This is a genomic window from Bradyrhizobium sp. JR4.3, from assembly GCF_040547695.1.
Classification (GTDB): Bacteria; Pseudomonadota; Alphaproteobacteria; order Rhizobiales; family Xanthobacteraceae; genus Bradyrhizobium; species Bradyrhizobium canariense.
Window position 1 is genome coordinate 164,038 of record NZ_JBEPQF010000003.1, and the last position, 21,735, is coordinate 185,772.

The 21,735-nt window shown below is 62.4% G+C and carries 23 protein-coding genes; 19 read left to right on the top strand and 4 right to left on the bottom strand.

The window, feature by feature from the left end:
* Window positions 1–152: 152 nt before the first annotated feature.
* The 3 genes from ABIB91_RS06710 to ABIB91_RS06720 all read left to right on the top strand — a co-directional run bounded on the left by ABIB91_RS06710 (window position 153) and on the right by ABIB91_RS06720 (window position 2,983).
* Window positions 153–1,310 (top strand): three-Cys-motif partner protein TcmP, encoded by a 1,158-nt coding sequence (locus tag ABIB91_RS06710; protein WP_354160764.1) that lies wholly within the window; start codon window positions 153–155, stop codon window positions 1,308–1,310.
* 10 nt (window positions 1,311–1,320) lie between these two features.
* Window positions 1,321–2,085: a DUF5131 family protein gene (locus ABIB91_RS06715; protein ID WP_354160762.1), complete on the top strand. Its 765-nt coding sequence runs from the start codon at window positions 1,321–1,323 to the stop codon at window positions 2,083–2,085.
* Window positions 2,086–2,227: 142 nt separating this feature from the next.
* On the top strand, window positions 2,228–2,983 hold the full coding sequence (locus tag ABIB91_RS06720; RefSeq protein WP_354160760.1) for a DUF7168 domain-containing protein: 756 nt from the start codon (window positions 2,228–2,230) through the stop codon (window positions 2,981–2,983).
* A gap of 41 nt (window positions 2,984–3,024) precedes the next feature.
* On the opposite strand, the gene ABIB91_RS06725 is transcribed toward ABIB91_RS06720, so the two are convergent.
* The gene (locus tag ABIB91_RS06725; protein ID WP_007591053.1) at window positions 3,025–3,231 is read right to left on the bottom strand and encodes a hypothetical protein; all 207 of its coding nucleotides are present in this window, start codon (window positions 3,229–3,231) and stop codon (window positions 3,025–3,027) included.
* Window positions 3,232–3,403: 172 nt separating this feature from the next.
* Between ABIB91_RS06725 and ABIB91_RS06730 the strand changes: the two genes are divergently transcribed.
* The 4 genes from ABIB91_RS06730 to ABIB91_RS06745 all read left to right on the top strand — a co-directional run bounded on the left by ABIB91_RS06730 (window position 3,404) and on the right by ABIB91_RS06745 (window position 6,935).
* The gene (locus ABIB91_RS06730; RefSeq protein ID WP_354160758.1) at window positions 3,404–3,700 is read left to right on the top strand and encodes a hypothetical protein; all 297 of its coding nucleotides are present in this window, start codon (window positions 3,404–3,406) and stop codon (window positions 3,698–3,700) included.
* A gap of 185 nt (window positions 3,701–3,885) precedes the next feature.
* Entirely contained in the window at window positions 3,886–5,919 is a 2,034-nt protein-coding gene (locus tag ABIB91_RS06735; RefSeq protein ID WP_354160756.1) for a VTT domain-containing protein, read from the top strand.
* Window positions 5,919–6,605, top strand: coding sequence for an endonuclease/exonuclease/phosphatase family protein (locus ABIB91_RS06740; protein ID WP_354160754.1), 687 nt, complete (start codon window positions 5,919–5,921; stop codon window positions 6,603–6,605). The genes ABIB91_RS06735 and ABIB91_RS06740 overlap by 1 nt, the downstream gene beginning before the upstream one ends.
* A gap of 138 nt (window positions 6,606–6,743) precedes the next feature.
* Complete coding sequence (locus ABIB91_RS06745; protein WP_007591059.1) at window positions 6,744–6,935, top strand: hypothetical protein; 192 nt, start codon at window positions 6,744–6,746, stop codon at window positions 6,933–6,935.
* 49 nt (window positions 6,936–6,984) lie between these two features.
* Here the strand turns inward: ABIB91_RS06745 and ABIB91_RS06750 are convergent, their stop codons facing one another.
* Window positions 6,985–7,209, bottom strand: a complete 225-nt coding sequence (locus ABIB91_RS06750) for a hypothetical protein (RefSeq protein WP_007591061.1) — start codon at window positions 7,207–7,209, stop codon at window positions 6,985–6,987.
* A gap of 251 nt (window positions 7,210–7,460) precedes the next feature.
* On the opposite strand from ABIB91_RS06750, the gene ABIB91_RS06755 reads away from it, so the two are divergent.
* From ABIB91_RS06755 to ABIB91_RS06765, 3 genes are all read left to right on the top strand, one after another.
* Window positions 7,461–7,778, top strand: a complete 318-nt coding sequence (locus ABIB91_RS06755) for a DUF1476 domain-containing protein (protein WP_354160751.1) — start codon at window positions 7,461–7,463, stop codon at window positions 7,776–7,778.
* A gap of 41 nt (window positions 7,779–7,819) precedes the next feature.
* Complete coding sequence (locus ABIB91_RS06760; protein WP_219684317.1) at window positions 7,820–8,134, top strand: hypothetical protein; 315 nt, start codon at window positions 7,820–7,822, stop codon at window positions 8,132–8,134.
* Window positions 8,135–8,801: 667 nt separating this feature from the next.
* Complete coding sequence (locus tag ABIB91_RS06765; RefSeq protein WP_354160749.1) at window positions 8,802–9,737, top strand: septal ring lytic transglycosylase RlpA family protein; 936 nt, start codon at window positions 8,802–8,804, stop codon at window positions 9,735–9,737.
* Here ABIB91_RS06765 and ABIB91_RS06770 read toward each other — a convergent pair.
* Window positions 9,734–10,687 (bottom strand): alpha/beta fold hydrolase, encoded by a 954-nt coding sequence (locus ABIB91_RS06770; RefSeq protein ID WP_354160747.1) that lies wholly within the window; start codon window positions 10,685–10,687, stop codon window positions 9,734–9,736. The genes ABIB91_RS06765 and ABIB91_RS06770 overlap by 4 nt on opposite strands.
* Before the next feature lie 151 nt (window positions 10,688–10,838).
* On the opposite strand from ABIB91_RS06770, the gene ABIB91_RS06775 reads away from it, so the two are divergent.
* From ABIB91_RS06775 to ABIB91_RS06815, 9 genes are all read left to right on the top strand, one after another.
* Window positions 10,839–12,101 carry a D-alanyl-D-alanine carboxypeptidase family protein gene (locus tag ABIB91_RS06775; RefSeq protein ID WP_354160745.1) on the top strand — a complete coding sequence of 421 codons (1,263 nt, stop codon included), beginning with the start codon at window positions 10,839–10,841 and terminating at the stop codon, window positions 12,099–12,101.
* A 2-nt stretch (window positions 12,102–12,103) separates the two neighbouring features.
* Window positions 12,104–12,790: a dTMP kinase gene (gene tmk / locus ABIB91_RS06780; RefSeq protein WP_354160743.1), complete on the top strand. Its 687-nt coding sequence runs from the start codon at window positions 12,104–12,106 to the stop codon at window positions 12,788–12,790.
* On the top strand, window positions 12,787–13,833 hold the full coding sequence (locus tag ABIB91_RS06785) for a DNA polymerase III subunit delta' (protein ID WP_354160741.1): 1,047 nt from the start codon (window positions 12,787–12,789) through the stop codon (window positions 13,831–13,833). Before tmk ends, ABIB91_RS06785 begins: the two co-directional genes overlap by 4 nt.
* 109 nt (window positions 13,834–13,942) lie before the next feature.
* Window positions 13,943–15,928: a methionine--tRNA ligase gene (gene metG / locus ABIB91_RS06790; RefSeq protein WP_354160739.1), complete on the top strand. Its 1,986-nt coding sequence runs from the start codon at window positions 13,943–13,945 to the stop codon at window positions 15,926–15,928.
* Between the two features lie 12 nt (window positions 15,929–15,940).
* Window positions 15,941–16,717, top strand: coding sequence for a TatD family hydrolase (locus ABIB91_RS06795; protein WP_354160737.1), 777 nt, complete (start codon window positions 15,941–15,943; stop codon window positions 16,715–16,717).
* A gap of 13 nt (window positions 16,718–16,730) precedes the next feature.
* Window positions 16,731–17,528 carry an MBL fold metallo-hydrolase gene (locus ABIB91_RS06800; protein WP_354160735.1) on the top strand — a complete coding sequence of 266 codons (798 nt, stop codon included), beginning with the start codon at window positions 16,731–16,733 and terminating at the stop codon, window positions 17,526–17,528.
* Window positions 17,529–17,694: 166 nt separating this feature from the next.
* A complete protein-coding gene (locus tag ABIB91_RS06805) occupies window positions 17,695–18,288 on the top strand; it encodes a TRAP transporter small permease (RefSeq protein ID WP_007591089.1) in 594 nt (197 codons plus the stop codon).
* A gap of 2 nt (window positions 18,289–18,290) precedes the next feature.
* Entirely contained in the window at window positions 18,291–19,604 is a 1,314-nt protein-coding gene (locus ABIB91_RS06810) for a TRAP transporter large permease (protein ID WP_354160733.1), read from the top strand.
* Window positions 19,605–19,639: 35 nt separating this feature from the next.
* Entirely contained in the window at window positions 19,640–20,617 is a 978-nt protein-coding gene (locus ABIB91_RS06815; RefSeq protein WP_354160732.1) for a TRAP transporter substrate-binding protein, read from the top strand.
* Window positions 20,618–20,811: 194 nt separating this feature from the next.
* Here the strand turns inward: ABIB91_RS06815 and ABIB91_RS06820 are convergent, their stop codons facing one another.
* Entirely contained in the window at window positions 20,812–21,717 is a 906-nt protein-coding gene (locus ABIB91_RS06820) for an AraC family transcriptional regulator (protein ID WP_354128237.1), read from the bottom strand.
* Window positions 21,718–21,735: the final 18 nt, after the last annotated feature.

A 21,735-nucleotide genomic window follows, 5' to 3' on the forward strand; every position in this document is an offset into this window, starting at 1 on the left:
AAACTCAAATAAAATCAGACTTTGGCGGTTTTGGCTCACCAAAAGCTACTAACCAATACCGTAGCTTGCGCTTGGGGGAGCCAAGGGCTAATTACCTGGACGGAACAAATAGAGAACAATATGGTGCGTGTCGAATCTGCGGAGTAACGTGCATGCTGGCAACGAATCCACCCGAGGTTGTGCAAGGAACGACTCCATTGGCAGGTGCAAAATTTTTTGACGAAAGATCGGATCAATCGGAAACTAAAGCGAGGATTATTCAGAAATACTTTTACGCCTGGGCCAACGTGATCATACCGAGTGCAAAACTGCATGGAGGCAAGATTGCCTACATCGATCTTTATGCTGGACCCGGACGCTATAAGGACGGCGCTGCGTCAACGCCGCTCCTCGTGTTGGAGCACGCTATCGAAGATAAGAACATGTGCGACATGTTGGTGACTATCTTCAACGACGCGGATGGAAACCATACAGCGACGTTGCAAGGAGAAATCGACGCGCTGCCCGGCATAGAGAAGCTCAAATACAAGCCGACCGTGAATTGTGGCGAGATTGGTGCCGACGCCGAAAAGGAACTTTCCGAAACTCGATTGGTACCTTCCTTCACGTTCGTTGATCCGTTTGGCTATAAGGGGCTGTCGCTCAAAATCGTAAATGGCGTCATTAAAGATTGGGGATGCGATTGCGTCTTTTTCTTCAACTATGGACGCATCAATGCTGGTCTTTCGAACGACTTGGTCAAGAAACACATGGACGCTCTGTTCGGTGTCGAACGTGCAGATGATCTGCGCAAGAAGATCGAAGGAAAATCGCCTGACGAGCGTGAGACGCTAATCCTTGAAGAGCTATCACAGGCTATCAAAGGCATGGGTGGAAAATTCGTGCTGCCGTTTCGTTTCAAGCGTGGTGCGCGAACCTCGCATAGTTTGATCTTCGTATCGAAGCACTTTAAAGGCTACGAGATCATGAAAGGGATCATGGCAAGCGAAAGCTCGACTGATGATCAGGGCGTTGCTTCATTCACATACTCCCCGGCAGACGCTTCCACTCCTCTGTTGTTCTCGCTATTGCAACCGTTCGACAAGCTACTAGCGGATTTGCCCAAGGTGTTTGCAGGCGAGACGCTAACGATGCGCCAGATTTACGAAGATCATTCCGTTGATACCCCGTACACGGACAAGAACTACAAAGAGGCTCTTAGACAACTTGAAGCGTCAGGAGTGATCACGGCTGATCCACCAGCAGCGCAGCGACCCAAACGGGCGGGCTCCGTCACCTTCGCGGACCGCGTAAAGGTTACGTTCAACTAGGGATGTCGCAATGGCCACCAACTCACCAATCGAATGGACAGAAGCAACGTGGAATCCGGTGGCAGGGTGCACAATCCTGTCGCCGGGTTGCACCAATTGCTATGCGATGCGACTTGCTAGGCGATTGGAGGCCATGGGGCAACCAAAGTACGCGGGCACAACGCGCGTATCAGGTGGACGCGCCAAATGGAACGGCAAGATCGTTCTAGACGAAGCTGCCTTGAACATACCGCTGAAGTGGAAGACACCCAAAGTTATCTTCGTCAATTCAATGTCGGACTTGTTCCACGAGAACGTGCCGCTGGAATTCATCGGCAAGGTTTTTGATGTGATGCAACGTGCTCGACACCACACATTTCAAATTTTGACCAAACGAGCAGGACGGCTCGCTAGCATTGCGAACCAGCTGCCCTGGCCGAATAACGTCTGGATGGGCGTAAGCGTCGAAAACGACGAATATACCGATCGAATTGACCATCTGCGTTCGACACCGGCATTCATCAAGTTCTTGAGCCTCGAACCGTTGCTTGGCCCACTTGAGAACTTGGATCTTGAGGGCATCGACTGGGCTATTGCGGGCGGCGAAAGCGGTCCTGCCGCGCGCCCGATGGACCCTGATTGGGTACGATCGATTCGGGATCAATGCGTAGATGCGGGCGTTGCCTTTCACTTTAAGCAGTGGGGTGGAGTGCAAAAGAAGCAAACCGGCCGGGTGTTGGACGGGCGAACGTGGGATCAACTTCCAACTACGAAGGCATCCGTGATTTTGGCTTAAAGCTAAGTTTTCACGCCAAATGGTCAGTAGTGCTGGTGAGCGGTGAAAAATGTCGAACGGCTTCAGCGCAGATTACGGATGATGTTTCCGCCAGTCTACCCGGCGGCCGTCCATGGGTCGGACTTTCCCAATCAGGTAATCAGTGAACCAGACCTCCACTCCGCCCGCGCTCGACAAGCTGAAGCTCCGCATTCAGGCGTTGCGTTCCAAGACCATTGCCAATGGCTGCACTGAGGACGAGGCGCTGTCTGCGGCCGCCAAGGTCGCCGAGCTGCTCGATCGCCATGATCTGTCGCTCTCCGATGTCGAACTGCGCGCGTCGCCGTGCGAGCGGAGGGTCTACGAGACCCATCGCAAGAAGCGAATTCCGCTGGACGACTGCATCGGCGCGATCGCTCTTTTCTGCGATTGTCGGGTCTGGCGCGAGAAGAACGCGGCCGGCGAGAACAGTTATGTGTTCTTTGGCCTCGGCGCCGATATCGAGGTCGCGCATTATCTGGCTGAATTGATCGACGGCGCTGTGCGCGCCGAACTTGGACGCTTCAAGACTTCGCTCGACTACAGCAGGTTCCGGCACCAGCAGCGGCATCTCGCCAATGCCTCCTTCGCGCTCGGGATGGTGGCCTCAATCGCGGACAAGCTGGTAGCGATCAAGGCCGGTCGCGATCAGGTCAACGAAAGCACCGGCCGCGGGCTGGTGGTTCTCAAGACCTCGGTGGTCGATGCGGAGTTCGACAAGCTCGACCTGAAGATGCGGACCCAGCGCAGCACCAGCCGGATGGTATCGATGACAGCCTATGAAGCCGGCGGCGCCGCCGGTGCGTCGCTCGCCATCAATCCCGGGCTTGGCAAGTCCCTTGGCGGGTCGCAGTCAAGGACCGCTCCTAAAGGGAGCTGAACGCGTCGGGGGAGGGCGTGCAGCCTCACCATCATTGCAGTTCAGTCGATGGACTTCTCGAGCTTCTGGGCTGCGCGGAAGTCGTCCATATGCTGCAGGTTCGGCCCGTAGGCAGCCTCTTTGGTCAGCAGGTGGTAGATCCGGGCCACGACGGTTTGGAGATGTTTCATTCGTCCGCGCGGCATCGCCCGGGCCTTGCAAAGGGCTCGGACCGCATGCGCTCGGAAATAATCAAAAGCGTCTGACATCGCGGACTCAACGTCCCGCGCAATGATTGGTTCTTGGATTGGTTCTTGGATTGGTTCTTGGATTGGTTCTTGTTCGCGCGTCCCAAAACGCCGCCAGGGACGCCCGCGCGTTCAGGAACCTGGCCCTCGCTGGCCTGTTGTTCGCACTCTGGTCCAGCCACGGAGGGCGCCCTTGGAAAGTACGATCATCGGAGAATTCGACACGCGCCGCGGCGCCGAGCTTGCGGTTGAGCATGTCGTGCAGGAATGCGGCGTGCCGCGAAGCGACGTCTTCGTCCAGGCCGCCGGTGGCGCGAACACGTCGGGGACACGCACCGCCGGTCCTGACGCCAAGGCCGCGCCTGCGCCGGAGGGGCACCAGAAGCTGGAAGGTCCAATCGAGGTCTCCGTGGACTTTCACGGCGATGCGCCCGAGAAGATTGCGGACGCCTTGAAAGGCGCAGGTGCAAAGACTGTCCGAACCAAGTAGCGGCGAGGGGAGACTGTGGCGCCGGAATCCGCACACGCCGAACGGTCAGCCTGGTTCTGGTTGGGGAACCCCTTCCGCGTTCAGCGCGTTTCAACGCGAACGCAAATTGCGAGGCCTCCCTGCTTCAGAGCTCATCGACCCTGATCCCCGGCGACACCGTCTGGCGGCGGTGCGAGGCGCGGCGTGTGGCGGTTCTCAACGATGCTGCCGCTTATTTCGCGGCCCTGCGGGAGGCCCTGCTGCAGGCGCAGGACCTCGTTTATATCGTCGGTTGGGATATCCATAGTGAGACCATGCTGGTCGGCGAGTCCGGGCGAGCGGACGACGGCTTGCCGGAACAGCTCGGCCCGTTCCTGCGCGCGCTGGTCCAGCGACGTCCCACCTTGCGCATCAACATTCTCATCTGGGACTTTGTCTCGTTCTACGCTTCCGAGAGGGAATGGAATTCCGCGGCGAAATTCACCGCCGAGACCGATGGCCGCGTCCGGTTTTATCTTGATTCCACACTTCCATTTGGGTCGGCCCAACACCAGAAGATCGTCTGTGTCGACGGTTCGCTGGCGTTCGTCGGCGGGCTCGATCTGACGATCAGGCGCTGGGACACGAGTGACCATCGCGCCGATCACGCGTCGCGCTGTGATCCCCAGGGCAAGCCATACCTGCCGTTTCATGATGTTCAATGCCTGGTCGACGGGGATGCGGCGGCGTGGCTGTTCGACCTCGCGGAGGAACGCTGGCGCGCGGCAGGCCAACAGATTGACGACCGGCGCCCGCTGAAAAGCTTGCGCTGGCCGGCGAATGTTCCGGTCGAGGCTGAGCATATGCCGGTGGGCATTGCCAGGACCGAGGTGGTTTGTCCGACAGGTTCGACGCTCCGGGAGGTCGAACGCTCGTTGATCGCAGCGATCCGGTCCGCGACGAACTTCGTGTACATCGAGAACCAGTTCACCAGCGCCACCAAGATCGCGCGCGAATTGGTGGAGCAGATGCAGCGCGTGCCTTCGCTTCGGATTCTGGTCGTCACTCCGAAACTGCATTCCTCGTGGCTGGAATCCCAGGCCATGCAGAACGGCCGCGGCGCCTTCATCGACTGCTTCAGTTCGGCCGGCGTCGCCGATCGCATCCGCTTCGTCTACCCGGTGTCGGGGAACGGGGATACGGAAGCGGCCGTGATGGTGCACAGCAAGCTCATGATCGTCGACGATCGGATCTTGAGGATCGGTTCGGCCAATCTAAACAATCGATCGATGGGCGCCGACAGCGAATGTGACCTGATCTTTGAAGCCGCCTCAGACGAGCATCGGAATTTCATCGGCTCGGTCCGCCGTCGCCTGATCGCCCATTTCTGCGGTCTCGATGAACAGACCGTCGCGCAAAACGACGATCGTCTTTTTGCGCTCCTGGACGACGTCTCAAGAGAAAGTGCGACGAAGGCGCTGCGGGACGTGGAATCTTCGGTGCTGACCAGCGCTCTGGCGACGATGGTTCAGCCCGTGGCGGACCCCGAGCGGCCTCTACATCTGGAGCGCGCGGCATCGCGCATGTGGAGCACGAAGACAATCATCGGGATCGTCTCGATAGCCGTGGCGCTTTTTGGACTGGCGATGGCCTGGTCGTACACGTCGTTGAGCGATTTCGCCGACGCGGGTCGGATGTCGACGCTTCTGTCTGCCTATTCGCAGTCCGTCTGGGGGCCGCCATTCGCGATAGCGGCTTTCGTCGTCGGCGGGTTGGTCGTGTTTCCGGTTCTCGTGCTCATCGCGGCAACTGCAGCCGCACTCGGACCATGGCTCGGCTTCGTCACCGCCATGACGGGCGTCGTGCTCAGCGCCTTTGTCCTGTTTGCGATCGGGCGGGCACTCGGCCGCGAGCGCCTCCAGCGTTTGCTCGGACGACGTACCGCGCGCATCCAGGAGCGTGTTGTCGGCAAGGGCATTCTGGCCGTCGTCGTCATCCGGATGATTCCGATCGCACCGTTCTCGGTGGTGAATGTCGTGGCTGGCGCCAGCACGCTGCCTCTGCGTGACTTCCTGGTCGGAACGCTGCTCGGAATGACGCCCGGCATTCTCGCCATGGCAGTTTTGGGGGCTCAGATCGCTGATCTCGCCAGGAATGCGTCCTGGACCAACATATTGCTGCTCGCACTGGCGTTCCTGGGCTGGCTCGCGATCTGCGCAGGCGCGCAATTCGTCGCGACGTGGCTCGCCGGGAGGCGCTGATGCGCTTCATGACGTGGAATGTGCATGGCACCTTCAATCTCAATCCGAAATTCGATCTCGAGGGGATCTGTTCCATCATTCGCAAATGGGCTCCCGATGTCGTCGCGCTTCAGGAGGTGGATTCGCGATCGCGATCTGACGATCCGTTTGCGAAGCTGGCGAGTGTCGTCGGCGATCACCGTGTTCACGCCAAGTCGATCGTCACGGCGGATGGCGAATACGGCCAGACGCTCCTGAGCCGCTTCCCATTCTCCGGCCCGCCCGAGATCGTCGACGTGTCGTATCGTGAGCGCGAGCCGCGCCGGGCGATCGCGGCGGGACTGCTGACGCCGGTCGGCGATGTCCGCGTGGTGGCCACGCATCTCGGCTTGAGCATCCACGAGCGCCATGCGCAGGCTCACGCGCTGGTGAGCCTGATGAAGCCCGGAAGGACCGTCGTCCTCGGGGATTTCAACGATTGGTTCTGGATCAAATCGGTGCGGCGCGTGCTCGCGCAGGCCTGCCCGAACCGTACGCGGCTGCGAACTTTCCCGTCGCATTTGCCCCTGCTGCGGCTTGACCGGATCTATGCGACCTCCGACAGCCCGATCGGGAAGGTTTGGACCGACCAAGGGGCGCGGGCTTACTCAGACCATTTGCCCGTTATTGCAGACATCGAGATCGCCGGCGGGTCAAACGCGTCTTAAGCGCGATAAAAAAGTTCTTTCTGCAGAAGGACTTGGCTACTGTGCATGGGGTTGTTTTCGCACATTTATGCAGTCGGCCCACGCTGCCGCCCGGCGGGACCAAGGGGAACCCTTTCCCGACCCCTGCGTTATCTGGCCATGACGGAAGACATTTCCTACCGGCGCAAGCCCTTGACCCCCGAACAGCGGCAGGCGCGCGATGCGACACGCCGTATCGAAGCCGAAAAAGCCATGCGCGATCATGAAGCGGCGCAGAAGGCGTTTTATGCCAACAAGGAGCGGCTGAGGGCCGAACGGTTGGCACGTGAACAGACGGAAGCCAAGGGCTGAGCGCACGCGGTCGCCCCGTCGAAAATGTCTTTGCCCGCGAGCGCCGGCCTCAGTGCCGGTGAGGGACGCGCGTCACGCTCAACGCCTGCTTGAGCGCCTGAACGGCGGTTGCGAAAGATCTGCGAGGCGATTGCGCCTCGATCGCTTCGGCTGCGACGCGACAATCGTCGGCGACCTTGAGCAACCCGCTTCGCGCCAGGTCCATGGTGGAGAGGGCTGCCTGCTCAAGGCAGACCCGTTCAAGCCGTCGAAACTCCCGCAGTTCTTTGTTCATGCGTCAGCTCTCGATGTCTCCGGGCCATGGGGCGCTGAGTCTGCTTAATCAATGGTAAACATCTCTGCCTAGCCGGGTTGGCTGGCGTAGAGCTGGTGGGTGACCTGCACACCCCCGGTCTGGGCACGCCCAGCGGGCTTGACGGCGTTTGGCTTCCGCCGGAAGCTTCCAACGATCCAGATTTGAACCACGGAGACGTTCGCTTCCAGCCAGTCCGACCCCGATCAGCGAAAACCGAAATGGAGCTGACCATGACCACGTTCGACAAGCGCGAGCAGGGCTTCGAGGCCCAATTCGTCCACGACGAGGAACTCATGTTCAAGGCCACGGCCCGGTCCAACAAGCTGCTCGGGCTCTGGGCCGCCACTCAGCTCGGCCTCAGCGGCGATGCCGCGGCCAGCTACGCGACGGCGTTGGTGACGGACCATCTGGAGAACCAGTCGATGGACGACGTCGTGGGCAAAGTCTCGGCCGATCTTGCCGCCAGGGGCGTATCGCGCGAACAGGTCGCAGCCAAGCTTCAGGAATGCTTGCACCAGGCGTTGCAGCAACTCGAAGCGGACAAGTAAAAGCAAGGCGGCCGTCGACGGCCAGGATCGGGAGGCGGGTGGTGGCTTGCGGACTATCTTGCGGAGTATCTAGCAGCAGCTTCGGCAAATGGCCCGGCGCGATCGCGCTCGCTGCTGCAATCCTGGTCGGCTGCGGCGGCGCTGAGGTATCGGCCACACCGCTGACGCCATTTCGCTACGAGGCGCAGGCGCAGCGTCATTGCCCGCACGACCGGGTCGTCTGGCTCGATTTCAGCAAAGGTGTCTACTACGGCAAAAGCCAGAAGCGGTACGGCCAGGGTTTTACCGGCAGCTTCGTCTGCTTGAGCGAAGCCCGCGACAGCCTCTATCGGCGTTCGCTGCTTGGACTGCGGTAAGCGTATTTTTCGTGCTGGGTGCTCAGGCGAAGGCCAATGCCACGAGGCTGGAGCACAGCAAGACCAAACCGCCGGCGGTCAATGCCAGGAAGCCATCGGATACGAGGTCATGGTTGCGCATGGGACACCTGCCGCTCTCGTCTGCGATGCTCGATCGGATCGACTAAAAATGTCCGAACGCGCCGTCTTGAAAGGGTGATGCTTGCCGTCCGCGCGAGTGCCTCAGGCCCTCGTGCGGTAACCTTCAAACGCATGGGCCAGGAAGATCCCCGCGCTTACCAAACCCATCAGTGCCGAAACCGTCTCGATCATCGTCTCATTCCATTCCGCCCTGCACGCGAGAAAACGCGGGCGGCCTTGCACAGTCAAAAGAATTCCAGTGAGCGGCGCGACAATGGGGGTGGAGTGAGGATTTGGCGCAACAGAATGTCCATGCCGGGCACAGAGCAGGGCGCCCGCGCCCCGTAGTTCAACGGGGCGAAAGCAAACGCCCCGTTTACCATCCCGGCGGGATCGCTGTGGGCTCCCCATTTCCGCCGTGTTCGGGTTGCGTTATCGTTACCACTTCCGACGCGGTGGTGGGCCGCCTCGGAGCAAAGGACCGGACAGCGCTGCCCGTAGTCAAAGCGGGTTAGGTACGCCTCCGGCAAAGTGGTATTTGGGGCGAATGGGGATCCGACGGTCAGATTCGGTTTTGCGGGCCGCGCGCGCTGTTGCGGCGGTCGCGACCTGCCTTGCGCTCGCCAATTGCGCATCCTCCAACAAATTCGCCAGCCGGGTCGATCCGAAATACGGCGTGTCCTCGAGCCCCCGGGTCGTGGCTTTGGGTGATCCTGTCCCGAAGGGCGGCGGCGCCTACCGCGTCGGCAAGCCCTATGTGGTGGGTGGCCGGACCTATGTGCCCGAAGAGGACGTCAACTACCGCGCCGAGGGAATGGCGTCCTGGTACGGCGACGATTTCCACGGCCGCCTGACCGCCAATGGCGAAGTGTTCGACATGGGGTCGCTGACCGCGGCGCATCCGACCCTGCCGATGCCGTCCTATGCGCGGGTGACCAACGTCTCGAACGGCAAGTCGCTGATCGTCCGCGTCAATGACCGCGGGCCCTATCACGGCAACCGGCTCATCGACGTCTCGAACAAGGCCGCCGAACTGCTTGAATTCAAAGGCAATGGCATCGCCAAGGTCCGCGTCGAATATGTCGGCCGGGCGCCGCTGGAAGGCTCCGACGACCGCCAGCTGATGGCGACCTTGCGCACCGGAACCCCGGCGCCGTCGCCCTCGATGATCCGTGTCGCCTCGGCGAGGCCGTTCGTGCCGGAGCTGCCATCGTCGAACCGCGGTGCCATGCGCGGCGAAGTTCCGACGCCGGAGGGACGGCCCTACAATCTCGGCAACACCTCCGCCGACATGGCTTCACTCAATGCGACCTCGGAAATGTCGGCCTCGAGCCGCAACCGGGGCCGGGCGCTCCAGAACGCGCGCGCCGTGTCCTATGACGGGGACGGCCGCTACGCGACCGAGAGCGCTCCGTCCGGCGCCTACGCCTCCGACGGCGCTGCCGAGGCCCGCGGCATCCTGAGCGGCCGCGGCCTCTACTAGGCCGCGCTTTCCTTCAAGAACCCCACCAGCGCCGCATTCACCTCGTCGGGCCGCTCCTGCTGGACCCAATGGCCGGCGCCCTCGATGATCAGCTTTCGCTTCAGATTGGGCAGCACGCGCTCGAGCTCGTTGACGCGCTTGGCTCCGATCAGGCCGGTGATGACGGCGTCTTTCGAACCGGCGATGAAGAGCGAGGGCTGGTGGATCTGCGCATCCTGCCAGGGCGCCGTCAGCTCCCAATTGCGGTCGAGGTTGCGATACCAGTTCAACCCGCCACGAAAACCGGACTTGCGGAAGGTTTCGGTGAAATAGGCAAGGTCAGTCTCGCTGAGCCACGCCGGCAGAGGCTCCTCCGGGTTGCCGTGGCCGAGGAATCCCTTGCCCTCCTGCACGAACATGGCTGCGGAGGGATCGGCAAGGCCGCGCCCGCCGAGCACGATGCGCATGGTGCGCGCGACGTCACGCTCGAACTCGGCTTCGGCAACGCCGGGCGCCTCGAAATACTGCCAATAGAAATTGGTGATGCCGCCCTGGCGCAGGAGGTCAAGCGGCTTGCCGCGGCCGCGGAACGGCGGCGGCACGCTCAGGCCGGCGACCGCCGTGAAGATGTCGGGCCGGAACAGCGCCGCGTGCCAGGCCACCGGTGCCCCCCAGTCGTGGCCGACCACCATGGCCTTGGTCTCGCCAAGCGCCTGCACGAGGCCGACGATATCGCCGACCGTGTCGAAGATCGAATAGGCCGTCGCGTCCGGCGGCGCTGAGCTCTGGCCATAGCCGCGCATGTCGGGAGCGACGACGCGAAATCCGGCCTGCGCCAGCGCCGGGATCTGGTGGCGCCAGGAATAGGAGAGTTCCGGCCAGCCGTGGCACAGCACCACCAGCGGACCCTGACCGGCTTCACGGATGAACAGATCGATGCCGTTGGCCTTGATCACGCGGGTGGAGGACATCGCTTTTCCGCCTTGTTTCAGGGGTTTGGTCAGAAAATCTGAGGTGCCACGATAGGGGCGGGACGAGAATCGTGCAATCTCGGGACAAGCGGCCACCCCGTGTTGTTCGCACCGGTCCCAACTGTTAGAACGCCGCTCTCAGGGCTTGGCCATGGAATTTCGTCTTTCCTCGTTTGGGCGCACCCGGTTCACCGCCGGAGCGCTGGCGCGTGGGTTGATCGCGACGGCGGTGGTCGCGACCATCGGCTGGGGCGGGGCGCTCTACGCGGCCAACCAGAGCGTCCAGGGCGCCAAGAAAACAGATGATTCCGGCTTCGACGGCGACGCCCCGACTGCGATCCTGATCGAGGCCTCCAGCGGCAGCGTGCTGTTCGAGAAGAACGCCGACGAACTGCGCGCGCCCTCCAGCATGATGAAGCTGATGACCGCGGAGGTCGTCTTCAACGCCATCAAGAAGGGCGACATCAAGCTGACCGACGAATACCGGATTAGCGAGAACGCCTGGCGCAGGGGCGGCGCACCCTCCGGCGGCTCGACCATGTTCGCCGCGATCAATAGCAAGGTCACGGTCGACGATCTCCTGCACGGGGCGATCATCCAGAGCGGCAACGACGCCTGCATTGCGCTGGCCGAAGCCATGGCGGGCAACGAACGGATTTTCGCCGCCGACTTCATGACCAAGCGCGCCCGTGAGCTTGGCCTGACGAAATCGACCTTCGGCAATTCCAACGGCCTGCCGGACCCCGCCAACAAGATGACGGTGCGCGAGCTCGGCGTCCTCGCCCGGCACATCATTCTCGACTTCCCCGAATTCTACAAACTGTTCGGCGAGAAGGAATACACCTGGAACAAGATCCGCCAGCCCAACCGCAATCCGCTGCTCAATTCCATGGAAGGCGCCGACGGTCTGAAGACCGGTTACACCAAGGAAGGTGGCTACGGCATGGTCGGCTCGGCGGTGCAGAACGGCACGCGGCTGATCGTCGTCGTCAACGGGCTGGAAGACCCCGAAGATCGCGCCACCGAAGCCAAGAAGATGCTGGAATGGGGTTTTCGCAATTTCGAGACCCGCACCCTGATCGCGGCCGATCAGCCCGTCGGCTACGCCAAGGTGTTCGGCGGCGAGAGCCGCTCGGTGAAACTGGTCGCCAAGACGCCCGTGAAGGTGATGGTGCACAAGAACGGCACCGACAAGCTGATTGCGCGCGTCGTCTATAGCGGTCCCGTGCGCGCGCCGGTCGAGGCGGGGCAGAAGGTCGGGCTGGTCAGGGTCTGGCGCAGCGGCAACATCGCGGTGGAGACGCCGGTCTATGCCGCTGACGCGATCGGCACCGGCTCGACCGTACGGCGTGCAATCGACGGCGCCAGCGAGCTCGTGATCGGCATGTTCCGTGCGGGCGCCGAGAAGCTCTGATCATGACTGAAAGCGCGGTCAAGTGGCCGTCCGGACGCGGGCGTTTCGTCACCTTTGAAGGCGGCGAGGGCACGGGCAAGTCGACCCAGATCAAGAAGCTCGCCGACCGTCTCAAGGCGGCCAGGATGCGCATCCTTGTCACGCGCGAGCCGGGCGGCTCGCCGGGCGCCGAGATCATGCGGCATCTGGTGCTGTCAGGCATGGGCAAGCTGCTCGGACCCGAGGCCGAGACGCTGCTGTTCGCGGCGGCCCGCGACGACCATGTCCGCACCGTGATCCAGCCTGCGCTCAACCAGGGCACCTGGGTGCTCTGCGACCGCTTCGCCGATTCGACGCGGGCCTATCAGGGCAGCCTCGGCCAGGTGCCGGCGGCGCTGATCAACGCGATGCAGCGGGTCACGATCGGCGATCTCAAACCGGACCTCACCATCATTCTGGACCTGCCGGTCGAGATCGGCTTGCAGCGCGCGGCCGCTCGCCGCGGCAGCGGCACGCCAGACAGGTTCGAGGCCGAGAAGCTCGGTTTCCATCAGGGCCTGCGCGAGGCCTATCGCAAGATCGCAGCGGACGATCCTGCGCGCTGCGTGCTGATCGACGCCAATTCTGACCCCGACACGGTTGCCGGGCGCGTCTGGACCGCGCTGCGCGATCGCCTGCTTCCGACGCCGGCATCGGTGGTGTCCATATGAGCCCGCGTCAGACCGAGCGCGAAACTGCCATGTCTCATCCGCGCGAGACGAGCGTTCTGTTCGGCCATCGCGAGGCCGAGGCCGCGCTGCTCGCCGCCTATCGCAGCGGGCGCATCCCGCATGCCTGGCTGATTGGCGGGCCGCAAGGCATCGGCAAGGCGACGCTGGCATATCGGATGGCGCGCTTCGTGCTCGCTCACGGCCAGCCGCTGGCGCCCTCCGTGCAACGCGCCGAAGACATCGCCATCAATCCTGACGACGCCGTGGCGCGGCAGGTTGCGGCAAGCTCGCATGGTGGCCTGCTGACGCTGGAGCGCACCGCCAATGATCGCGGCGTGATGCGCACCGTGATCACCGTGGACGAGACGCGCGAGACGATCGGATTCTTCGGCTCGACCGCAGCGGCCGAAGGCTGGCGTGTCTGCATCGTCGACACCGTCGACGAGCTCAATCCGAATGCCGCCAACGCGCTGCTGAAAATTCTCGAGGAGCCGCCGCAGCAATCGCTGTTCCTGCTGGTGAGCCACGCGCCGGCGCGTGTGCTCGCCACAATCCAGTCGCGCTGCCGCAAGCTGCGCCTGCGCGCGCTCGCAACCGACGACGTGATTGCTGCAGCCGCAACAGCTGCCGATCTCGACCCGAATGATCCGGCGTTGCGCGAGGCGGCGGAGGCGTCCGAGGGCAGCGTCGCGCGGGCGCTGACGCTGCTCGGCGGTGACGCCCTGAAGCTCCAGCAGCGCACGGCCGCGCTGCTGGCGCGACTGCCGCAGGTCGATCCGCGCGAATTGCACACGCTCGGCGAATCGCTCGGCACCAGTGACCGCGTTGCGCTTGCCGCCTTCATCGATGGCATCGATCGCTGGATCGCGGAACGCCTGCACGCCGACGAGGCCAATGCCAACCAGAATCTGCCGCGCCTTGCGCGCCTAGCTGAGGTATGGGAAAAGATCGTCCGCGCCGCGCGTGACACCGAAACCTACAATCTGGAGCGAAAGCCCTTGGTTTTCTCGGTGTTCGGCTGGCTGGCGGACGCAACGCGCTAGAGCATGATCCGGGAAAGTGTGCAGCGGTTTTCCGATGGGATCATGCTCAAGACAATAAACTAACGCAGGTTGGTTTCCAGATTTCGAGAAGCCGGTAAAGGAATTCGTCGTGGCAGCGCGAGCTAAGAAAACCGCTAAGGGCAAGAGCAGCAAGAGGAAGGCTGCGAAGAAGGCCGACAAGAGAGCCGCGAAGAAGGCTGTGAAGGCGCGCGCGCGCAAAGCTGCCAAGAAGGTCAAGAAAGCTACGAAAACCAAAAAGACGGCCGCCAAGAAAACCGGGAAGAAGAGCGCCGCGAAGACGGCAAAGAAGGCAGCGAAGAAGCAGGTCGTTGCCAAGAAGACGGTGAAGACAGCGACCAAAAAGCCAGCCAAGGCTTCGGCGAAGAAAGCGGTCAAGAACGCAAGGGTGGCTGCGCCCGCCGTGACATCCACACCAGCTCCTGTCGCCATGCCGGCGAAGGCTGTGAAGGCCGATGTATCGAAGGCCAAAGCCCCGCGCGCACCGAAGTCCGTCGCAGCCCCGCAGGCCACCACGCCCGTGGCCGTCCCCGCGCGCGACAACGTCTTCTACATCACGACCGCGATCGCCTATCCCAATGGCAGCCCGCATATCGGCCACGCCTACGAGGCGATCGCGACCGATACGTTGGCGCGGTTCGCGCGACTCGACGGCAAGGATGTGTTCTTCCTCACCGGCACCGACGAGCACGGCCAGAAGATGGTTCAGACCGCGGCCAGCGAAAAAATGTCCGTCTCGGAGCTCGCGGCCCGCAATGCCGGCCGTTTCAAGCAAATGGACGAGCGCCTGAACGTCTCGTTCGACCGCTTCATCCGCACCACCGAGGAGCAGCATCACCGCTCCAGTCAGGAGATATGGCGGCGCATGGAAGCGAACGGGGATATCTATGCCGACATCTATGCCGGCTGGTATTCCGTGCGCGATGAAGCCTATTACGCGGAGGACGAGACGCGCCTGAACGACGACGGCGTGCGGCTCGGGCCGCAGGGCACGCCGGTCGAATGGGTCGAGGAGAAGAGCTACTTCTTCCGCCTGTCGGCCTATCAGGACAGGCTGCTCAAGCTGTACGAGACGCAGCCCAATTTCATCGGCCCCGACTCCCGCAAGAACGAGGTGGTGAGCTTCGTCAAGGGCGGCCTGCGCGATCTGTCGATCTCGCGCACGACGTTCGACTGGGGCGTCAAGGTGCCCGGCGACGAAGAGCACGTGATGTATGTCTGGGTCGACGCGCTCACCAACTACATCACTGGCGTCGGTTTCCCCGACGAGAGCGACAAGAACTGGCGTTATTGGCCTGCCGACGTGCACATCATCGGCAAGGACATCATCCGCTTCCATGCGGTGTACTGGCCGGCTTTCCTGCTGTCGGCCGGGATCCCGCTTCCGAAGCGGGTCTATGCCCACGGCTTCCTGTTCAGCAGGGGCGAGAAGATGTCGAAGTCCGTCGGCAACGTGGTCGATCCCTTCAACCTCGCCGACCAGTACGGCGTCGACCAGATGCGCTATTTCTTTCTGCGTGAGGTGCCGTTCGGCCAGGACGGCAACTACAATCACGAGGCCATCGTCGCGCGCATCAATGCGGATCTCGCCAACGATCTCGGCAACCTCGCGCAGCGCTCGCTGTCGATGATCGCCAAGCAGCTCGGCGGCGTGCTGCCGGAGCCCGGCGAACTCAGCGACAACGACAAGGCGATCCTGTCACAAGCTGACGGCATGCTCGCGGCGTCTCGCGAAGCGATGGCGACGCAGCAAATCCATCACTGGCTCAATGCTGTGTGGGCCGTGGTCGCCGAAGCCAACCGCTATTTCGCGGGCGAAGCGCCGTGGGCGCTCGCCAAGACCGATCCTGTCAGGCAGAGGACGGTGCTCTATGTCACCGCCGAAGTCGTGCGCCAGATCGCAATCCTGGCCCAGCCGGCGATGCCGACGGCCTCGGGATTGCTGCTGAACAGCCTTGGTATCCCCGAAGGGGAGCGCAACTTCGCCGCGCTCGGCGGTGCAACGCGCATCGCGCCCGGTACGACGCTGCCCGCGCCGACGCCGGCCTTCCCGCGCTACATCGAGCCCGCGGCGTAAGGCGCTCACACCATGCTGGTCGACAGCCACTGCCACCTGGATTTTCCGGACTTTGCGGAAGATCTCGACGGGATCGTGTCGCGCGCGCGAGCGGCCGGCATCGGCCGCATGGTTACGATCTCGACGCGGGTGAAAAAATTGAACCAGCTTTTGGCCATCGCCGAGCGCTATGACGACGTCTATTGCTCGGTCGGCACCCATCCGCATAACGCGGATGAGGAAGACGGCATCGCGCCGGACGAGCTGATCGCACTGACGCAGCACCCCAAGGTCGTCGCGCTCGGCGAAGCCGGGCTCGATTATTTCTACGACAACGGCTCGCCGGAGGCGCAGGCGAGGGGCTTTCGTGCCCACATCGCCGCCGCCCGCGCCACCGGCCTGCCGTTGGTGATCCACACCCGCGAGGCGGACCAGGATTGCGGCCGGATCCTGGAAGAGGAGACGGCAAAGGGATCGTTTCGCGCCGTGTTGCATTGTTACACCGGCGGGCGCGAACTGGCGCTGAAGGCGGTCTCGCTCGGGCTCTATATCGGCTTCACGGGCATCCTGACCTTCAAGAAGTCCGAAGCCTTGCGCGCGCTTGCGGCCGAACTGCCGTCCGACCGTATTCTGGTTGAAACGGACTCGCCCTACCTTGCGCCGGGCAAGTTCCGGGGCAAGCGCAACGAACCGGCCTATGTGGTCGAAGTCGCAAAAGTGCTGGCCGAAACACGTGGCGTGTCGTTTGACGAGATCTCGCGCCAGACAAGCGATAACTTCTTTCGCCTGTTCTCCAGGGTGAAAGTTTAGAACTGGGGGCCGCATGACGCTGACGCTGACGATCCTGGGCTGCGGCTCTTCCGCCGGTGTACCGCGCCCGGCACTCGGCTGGGGTGCCTGCGATCCCAACAACACCAAGAACCGCCGCCGCCGCTGTTCGCTGCTGGTCGAGCAGACGTCGGGCGAGGGCACCACGCGTATCGTGATCGACACCTCGCCGGACCTGCGCGAGCAATTGCTCTCGACCAATGTCGACCACATCGATGCAGTGTTCCTGACCCACGAGCACGCCGATCAGACCCATGGCATGGACGATCTGCGTTCGGTGGTGATGCACATGCGCCGGCGGATTCCGACGTATCTCAACCAGACGACTGCGAACGACATCATGTCGCGGTTCTCCTATTGCTTCGTCTCGCCGGCGGGCAGCGATTACCCGCCGATCCTGACGGCGCAGTCGATCGAGGCTGGTGAAAGCCAGACCATCCAGGGGAAGGGCGGCCCGGTGACGATGACCGCCTTCCTGGTGCAGCATGGCAACATTCCTGCGCTGGGCTATCGCATCGGCGATGCCGCCTACACACCCGACCTCAACGACATCCCGCGCGAGAGCTGGGGCGCCCTGGAAAATCTGGATCTCTGGATCGTCGATGGCCTGCGCTACACCAGCCATGTCAGCCATTTCAGCATCAACGACGCGTTGTCCTGGATCGAGCGCTTCAAGCCGAAGCGCGCCGTCATCACCAACATGACGGCCGACGTCGATTATGAGGTGATCCGGCAGTCGCTGCCGGCGGGAGTGGTGCCCGCGTATGACGGGCTGCGGCTCGAGACCCGCTGAACCTGCGGTGGAAATTCCGGCGAGAGCCGGCATACTCCTTGCTTGCGCTGGCCCCATCATGTTGATCTAACGTCTGAAAGACAGGGCGCTGGGCAGGGGCGATATTCATGCAGGACCGGCGCGCGACGTGCGATCGCCGGGACCGTCTGAATCGCCTCGTGTGAGGATGGGGATCGCGTTGGCAGGGGACGATGTCACGAGCCGGGGACCGGTGCGACGCGCGCTGGATCTCCTTTATCTCGGTGCGGGCTACGCCGCCGGCGCCTTCATGGTTGCGATCTTTGCAATCATGATGATCATGTCGATCGGGCGCCAGTTTGCGGTCAACATTCCCGCCGGCGATGATTTCGCCTCCTGGTGCATGGCCGCGATGGCATTCCTCGGCCTCGCTCACACCTTCAAGCGCGGCGAGATGATCCGGGTCGGCCTGCTGCTGGAGCGTTTGCATGGGCGCTCCAAACAGGTTGCGGAGGTCGTGGCCCTCGGCATTGCCGCTGCTTTCATCCTCTATTTCACCCGGCATGCCGTGCAGATGACCTACGATTCCTGGCGCTTCAACGACGTGGCGCAGGGCGTCGTCGCGCTTCCGCTCTGGATTCCGCAGCTCGGGTTTTCCGGCGGACTCGTGATCCTGTCGATCGCGCTCATTGATGAAATGGTCAGTGTCGTCAGCGGCAACCGGCCGAGCTACGAGAAGGGCTCGCCGGACGAGACCCCGGACGAATTCATCGAACGGATCTCGCAGGGCGGCGGAGGTTGACGATGGCCAATCTCGGCATGATCGAACTGTCGTTTATTCTGCTCGGCGTCATGATCGTGCTGCTGGGAAGCGGGATCTGGATCGCGGTCTCGCTCGGGCTCGTAGGCTTCGTAGCGATGGCGCTGACCACGAGCCTGCCGCTCGGCTCGGTGCTTGCGACCACGACATGGAGCGCAAGCTCGTCATGGACGCTCGCCGCGCTGCCGCTGTTCATCTGGATGGGCGAGATCCTCTTCCGCACTAAATTATCCGAGGAGATGTTTCGAGGCCTGTCGCCCTGGGTGCAGTGGCTGCCGGGGCGTCTGACCCATGTCAACGTGATCGGCTGCGGCATCTTCGCGGCGGTGTCGGGCTCATCGGCGGCGACCTGTGCAACCATCGGCAAGATCGCGCTGCCCGAACTGGACAAGCGCGGTTACGACAAGGGCCTCAGTCTCGGCTCGCTCGCTGGCTCCGGCACGCTCGGCCTGCTGATCCCGCCGTCGATCCCGATGGTGGTCTATGCGGTCACGGCGAATGTCTCCGTGCTTCAGGTCTTCCTCGGCGGCTTTCTGCCCGGCGTGCTCGTGATGGTGCTCTATTCCGGCTACATCATCATCTGGTCGCTGCTGAATCCGAAGAAGATTCCGCCGCGCGATCCCCCGATGCCGTTCCGCCAGAAGCTGCAAGAATCCGCCAAGCTCGCCCCATGTCTGCTTCTGATCCTGGCGGTCTTCCTCTCGCTCGTGCTCGGCTTTGCGACGGCGACCGAATGCGCCGCCTGGGGCGTTTCGGGCGCGCTGCTGCTGGCGTGGTGGAGCCGCACGCTCACGCGCAAGAACTTCCTCGAGAGCATCATGAGCGCGACGCGCCTGACCTGCATGATCATGCTGATCCTTGCGGGCGCTGCCTACACGACCGCAGCGATGGCCTATACGGGCATTCCCGCAGCGCTCGCCACCTGGGTCCAGGGCCAGCAGCTCACGCCGGGCATGCTCGCGCTGTATCTGAGCATCATGTACATCATCCTGGGATGCCTGATCGACGGCATCTCGATGATCGTTCTGACCGCCGTGATCGTGTTGCCGATGGTCAAGCAGGCCGGTCTCGACCTGGTCTGGTTCGGCGTCTATCTCATCATCCACGTCGAGATGGCGCAGATCACGCCGCCGGTCGGTTTCAATCTGTTCGTGCTCCAGAACATGAGCGGGCGTGATACCTTGACCGTCGCGCGGGCGGCGTTCCCGTTCTTCGTGCTGCTGCTCGCGGCCGTGTTCATCATCACGGAATATCCGCAGATCGTGATGTTCTTGCCCAAGCTCGCTTTCCCAGACTGAGCGTACCGTTTGAATTGACTGTGAGGAGAAGCCCGATGATGTCTCGTTTATTCCGCGCATCCCTGATCGCCGGCGCCGTGCTGGCCGCGACACCCGCTTTGGCTCAGACCAAATGGAATCTGCCGGCGGCATATCCGGCCGACAATCCGCACTCCGAGAATCTCGTTGCTTTCGCCAAGGACGTCGAAGCCGCCACGTCCGGCAAGCTCCAGATCACGGTTCATCCGGGCGCCTCACTGTTCAAGGCGCCCGACATCAAGCGCGCGGTGATGACCGGGCAGGCGCAGATGGGCGAAGTCTTGCTGTCGATCCACGAGAACGAGGATCCGGTATTCGGGGTCGACGTCGTGCCGTTTCTGGCGACCAGCTTCCCGGATGCCATGAAGCTGTACCAGGCGTCGAAGCCCCTGATTACCAAGAAGCTGGAGGCGCAGGGGCTCAAGCTCCTGTTTGTCGTGCCGTGGGCGCCGCAGGGCGTCTATGTCAACAAGCCGCTTGCGACCATCGAAGACATGAAGGGCCTGAAATGGCGGGCTTATAACGTTGGAACTGCGCGCATCGGCGAGCTGGTCGGCGCGCAGTCCGTCACCATCCAGGCCGCCGAGCTGCCGCAGGCACTTGCGACCGGCGTCGTGAACTCCTTCATGTCGTCAGGCGGCACGGGCTACGATGCGAAGGCATGGGAGTCGCTGAAGTACTTCTATGACGTGCAAGCCTGGATCCCGAAGGACTACACCTTCGTCAACAAGGCTGCGTTCGAGGCGCTCGACAAACCCACCCAGGAGGCCATCCTCAAGGCCGCCGCGACCGCGGAAACCCGCGGCTGGAAGGCTTGGCAGGACAAGAGCACCTGGTACATCGATCAGCTCAAGGCCAAGGGCATGACGGTCGAGCCGCCGAGCCCGGCCCTGAAGGCCGGCTTCCAGAAGATCGGCGAACAGCTCACCGCCGACTGGCTCAAGAAGGCGGGAGCCGACGGCCAGGCCTTGGTTGACGCCTACAAGAAGATGTGAGGGCAGGAATATCTTCCGTTCGCTTTCGTGACGCGAGCGGAAGGCCTCTCCCGTATCAGCGGCCATTGACCACCAGGCAAGATCACCAGCCGTAACGCAGCACGGCCTTGCTGGTGGGAGCGCACCGGGGAGCCGAGCCGAAAACCTCGCACCGGCGACACGGCCGCTGCGTTCCTGGATATGGTCATCCGGGATTAAGCTTTGCGGACCAGTCGCCAGCGTCCTGGCGTGGCACCCGTTGCTGCTGAGAACGCTCTGGTAAAATGGCTCTGATCCGCGAAGCCGCATTTGATGGCGATTTCCGTGAGCGATAGCGGCGAGCTTGCCAGCAGGCTCTTGCTTTGCTCGATACGCTGATTCATCAACCATCGATGCGGCGGTGTTCCCGTGCTGACTCTGAATGCTCGGGCGAAGTGGGCGGCTGACACGCCACACTCAGCGGCAATTCGGGCCAACGCGATCTCGCCATCGAGATTTGCGCGAAGGAGTGCCTTCGCCGTCCGAAGTTGCCATGGCGCCAATCCGCTGCGGTGAGAGCGATTGCGAGGTTGGCCGACGGCATAGGTCTTGAGAAAATGCGTGTTGAGCGCCATCGCGACGTGGCCCACGAAAAGCTCGTTGGCCTCATGCGGTCTTTCGAGCGCCGGCAGAAGGCAAGCACCCAGATGAGCCATGACTGGATCCAGAAAGTTCGCGCCCGCGACAACGTCATATTCGACGCGACCAAGATCAAGCTGGCTCGCCAATTCATTTAGCGTGCCGTGCGGTAGATACAGGTAGAGAAAGTCAAAGGGATCGCGGAAGTGAACGACCGTTTCACATCGCAGATCGTAGATGCTCGTCTCGTCTTTCAAGGCGCCCTTGAGCGCATATCGGCCATCCAGCCACGACTCCGCTCTCTGATGCTGCAGCCGAAGGCAAAGTGCGAAGGCCTCGTCCGGAGGCGAGGGCAGCGTCGGATCGCCGACCGGTCCGGAATACGCCATCCGCACCGCGGCGAACGTTCCTTTTTGTAGCGACTTGACGAGGCCCGAGCTCGGCTCGCTGATCATTGGAAATAGCTTCGCAAGCCGGTCGCCGTAGAGGCCATCATCGGTCATGATGTGTCTCCACTGCGC

What these genes read in the sequence shown, in the direction of transcription:
- ABIB91_RS06710 (WP_354160764.1), top strand. Translation starts at nt 153, where the DNA reads ATGCTGGCAACGAATCCACCCGAGGTTGTGCAAGGAACGACTCCATTG.
- ABIB91_RS06715 (WP_354160762.1), top strand. Translation starts at nt 1,321, where the DNA reads ATGGCCACCAACTCACCAATCGAATGGACAGAAGCAACGTGGAATCCG.
- ABIB91_RS06725 (WP_007591053.1), bottom strand. Translation starts at nt 3,231, where the DNA reads ATGTCAGACGCTTTTGATTATTTCCGAGCGCATGCGGTCCGAGCCCTT.
- ABIB91_RS06740 (WP_354160754.1), top strand. Translation starts at nt 5,919, where the DNA reads ATGCGCTTCATGACGTGGAATGTGCATGGCACCTTCAATCTCAATCCG.
- ABIB91_RS06745 (WP_007591059.1), top strand. Translation starts at nt 6,744, where the DNA reads ATGACGGAAGACATTTCCTACCGGCGCAAGCCCTTGACCCCCGAACAG.
- ABIB91_RS06750 (WP_007591061.1), bottom strand. Translation starts at nt 7,209, where the DNA reads ATGAACAAAGAACTGCGGGAGTTTCGACGGCTTGAACGGGTCTGCCTT.
- ABIB91_RS06755 (WP_354160751.1), top strand. Translation starts at nt 7,461, where the DNA reads ATGACCACGTTCGACAAGCGCGAGCAGGGCTTCGAGGCCCAATTCGTC.
- ABIB91_RS06765 (WP_354160749.1), top strand. Translation starts at nt 8,802, where the DNA reads ATGGGGATCCGACGGTCAGATTCGGTTTTGCGGGCCGCGCGCGCTGTT.
- ABIB91_RS06770 (WP_354160747.1), bottom strand. Translation starts at nt 10,687, where the DNA reads ATGTCCTCCACCCGCGTGATCAAGGCCAACGGCATCGATCTGTTCATC.
- ABIB91_RS06775 (WP_354160745.1), top strand. Translation starts at nt 10,839, where the DNA reads ATGGAATTTCGTCTTTCCTCGTTTGGGCGCACCCGGTTCACCGCCGGA.
- tmk (WP_354160743.1), top strand. Translation starts at nt 12,104, where the DNA reads ATGACTGAAAGCGCGGTCAAGTGGCCGTCCGGACGCGGGCGTTTCGTC.
- ABIB91_RS06785 (WP_354160741.1), top strand. Translation starts at nt 12,787, where the DNA reads ATGAGCCCGCGTCAGACCGAGCGCGAAACTGCCATGTCTCATCCGCGC.
- ABIB91_RS06795 (WP_354160737.1), top strand. Translation starts at nt 15,941, where the DNA reads ATGCTGGTCGACAGCCACTGCCACCTGGATTTTCCGGACTTTGCGGAA.
- ABIB91_RS06800 (WP_354160735.1), top strand. Translation starts at nt 16,731, where the DNA reads ATGACGCTGACGCTGACGATCCTGGGCTGCGGCTCTTCCGCCGGTGTA.
- ABIB91_RS06805 (WP_007591089.1), top strand. Translation starts at nt 17,695, where the DNA reads ATGGGGATCGCGTTGGCAGGGGACGATGTCACGAGCCGGGGACCGGTG.
- ABIB91_RS06810 (WP_354160733.1), top strand. Translation starts at nt 18,291, where the DNA reads ATGGCCAATCTCGGCATGATCGAACTGTCGTTTATTCTGCTCGGCGTC.
- ABIB91_RS06815 (WP_354160732.1), top strand. Translation starts at nt 19,640, where the DNA reads ATGATGTCTCGTTTATTCCGCGCATCCCTGATCGCCGGCGCCGTGCTG.
- ABIB91_RS06820 (WP_354128237.1), bottom strand. Translation starts at nt 21,717, where the DNA reads ATGACCGATGATGGCCTCTACGGCGACCGGCTTGCGAAGCTATTTCCA.